Genomic DNA, 1,858 nt, shown 5'->3' on the forward strand with positions numbered 1-1,858 from the left:
GCGACGCTGTCCGCGTACACGAACACCTACCATCAGCAGATCGCCGGCGTGAACCAGACATTCGTGGCGAGCGGCAATTCAAAGACGCTCGATTTCAAGCTAGCCCGAATGCTTGCGCGCAGCCAGAATGATGTGTTCGGTACGTACGTTCGCCTGTCGCGCCGTTTCGGACAAAGCGGTATCGAAGACACCGCGATCTCGCAGCAGCGCCGCAATAACACGATCGTCGAACTCGGCTTGACCGGTCGCCACTACTTCGACGGCGCGCAGTTCGATGGCTCACTCGCTTATCGTCAAGGCGCCGGTGGATTGGGTGCTCAGGACGATATGTTGGCGGCCGGTGGCGGCCCGATCTATCGCGAGCACAGTGACGACGCATCGACAGGCCACGCGCAATTCGATCAGCCGCGATAGCGCAGCATCGAGGCCAACTAGCGTCGAGAGAAAGAGGGCGACCGAGCGGTGTGCGGCGCCACGCTCGCCCGTCACCTTTCGCGCCGGCGGTCGGCCACCATTGCAGTCTTCGAGCCACGACGTATGGTCGACACTCGGCTGTCCCACCACCCGGGACAACAGCCTGTTCAGTGCACCTTATTCCGGAATGAGCCGTTCTGCCTTCAGCCGCTCGAAAAGATCGAAGAATGCATCGGGCGTACCCTGGTAATCGAGGAACCCGGCCTTGCGGCTTTTGGTCATGTCGGTCACGACTTCCATCGGGCGCCCAAGATCCGCGTCGGTGTGCCACCACGAAGCGAGCCGATCGATGTCGGGCTCCGCGAGGTCGTGCTTTGCGGCAACATCGCGCCATTGATGCGCGGCGTCCTGCATCCGACCTTCGAGCGGTCGCACGATGCCGTCGAATGGTGCGACTTCGATGCCGAAATAATCGGCCAGTTGCCCCCACATCGTTTTCCACCGGAAAACGTCGCCGTTCACGACATTGAAATCTTCGTTTCGCCCCGCGTCGGTTGTCGACGCCCATTCGAGATGCCGCGCAAGAAGGCGTGCATCGGTCATGTCGGTGAGGCCGTTCCACTGCGCAGCGGACCCGGGAAAGACGAAAGGCTGCCCGGTATGACGGCATAGCGTCGCGTAGACGGCGAGCGTCTGCCCCATGTTCATCGCGTTGCCGCGCGCGAAGCCGATGACCGTATGCGGGCGATGCACGCTCCACGTGCAGCCGTCGCGCGCCGCGGCTTCGAAGAGCCGGTCTTCCTGCTCGTAGTAGAAATTCTCGACCGGCTGCCGTCCCTGCGATTCCCGAAACGGCGTATCGGGAACGGCACCCGACGCGTAGGCCTCGAACGGGCCGAGATAGTGCTTCAGCCCGGTCACCAGCGCCGCATGCTCGAGCTTCGTGCGTCGGCCCAGCGAATCGAGGACGTTGCGGACCATCGCGCCGTTCACGCGAATGTTCTCCTTTTCGGTGGCCTGCCGTGCCCATGCAGTGAAAAACACATGGCTCACTTCGATGTTCTGCGTCGCCGCCGCGACGGATTCGGCCGACGTGAGATCCGCGACAACGGGCTGACACCCCGGCACGCTCGCGGTACGTCCGCGCGATAGTCCATAAACGGTCCAGCCGGTCGACAGCAGACGCTCCGCGAGGGCTCGCCCGACAATGCCGCTGGCACCGACGATCAGTGCTCGGTGATTCATCGTGACTCCACGTTCGTTAGTGATACAAGCGTACTTCAGACCTGGATTCGCATCTTGGGTAGTATTTCGGGGTTTAATGGAATTGGATTCAACAATGGCGAGCTTCCCGACCGAACATCTGAAGGGCATTGTTCCATTCGTCTGTGTCGCCGACGCGGGCGGTTTCACTGCTGCGGCCGAGCGGCTGAACCTCACGAAT

2 protein-coding genes and 1 pseudogene are annotated in these 1,858 nt (G+C 61.8%); 2 read left to right on the forward strand and 1 reads right to left on the reverse strand.

What is annotated here, in order from left to right; translation table 11 throughout:
- Positions 1 to 360 (forward strand): annotated as a pseudogene (locus HMPREF3115_RS32770) (ShlB/FhaC/HecB family hemolysin secretion/activation protein); the annotation flags it as partial.
- Between the two features lie 231 nt (positions 361 to 591).
- Here HMPREF3115_RS32770 and HMPREF3115_RS24490 read toward each other — a convergent pair.
- On the reverse strand, positions 592 to 1,659 hold the full coding sequence (locus HMPREF3115_RS24490; protein ID WP_006405050.1) for an SDR family oxidoreductase: 1,068 nt from the start codon (positions 1,657 to 1,659) through the stop codon (positions 592 to 594).
- A gap of 94 nt (positions 1,660 to 1,753) precedes the next feature.
- Here HMPREF3115_RS24490 and HMPREF3115_RS32775 point away from each other — a divergent pair.
- Positions 1,754 to 1,858, forward strand: a 105-nt coding sequence (locus tag HMPREF3115_RS32775; RefSeq protein WP_141751697.1) for a helix-turn-helix domain-containing protein, incomplete at its 3' end; no start/stop codon positions are given.

The sequence above is a fragment of the Burkholderia sp. HMSC10F09 genome (assembly GCF_001806955.1).
In the GTDB taxonomy this organism is placed as follows: Bacteria; Pseudomonadota; Gammaproteobacteria; order Burkholderiales; family Burkholderiaceae; genus Burkholderia; species Burkholderia multivorans.

What these genes read in the sequence shown, in the direction of transcription:
- HMPREF3115_RS24490 (WP_006405050.1), bottom strand. Translation starts at nt 1,659, where the DNA reads ATGAATCACCGAGCACTGATCGTCGGTGCCAGCGGCATTGTCGGGCGA.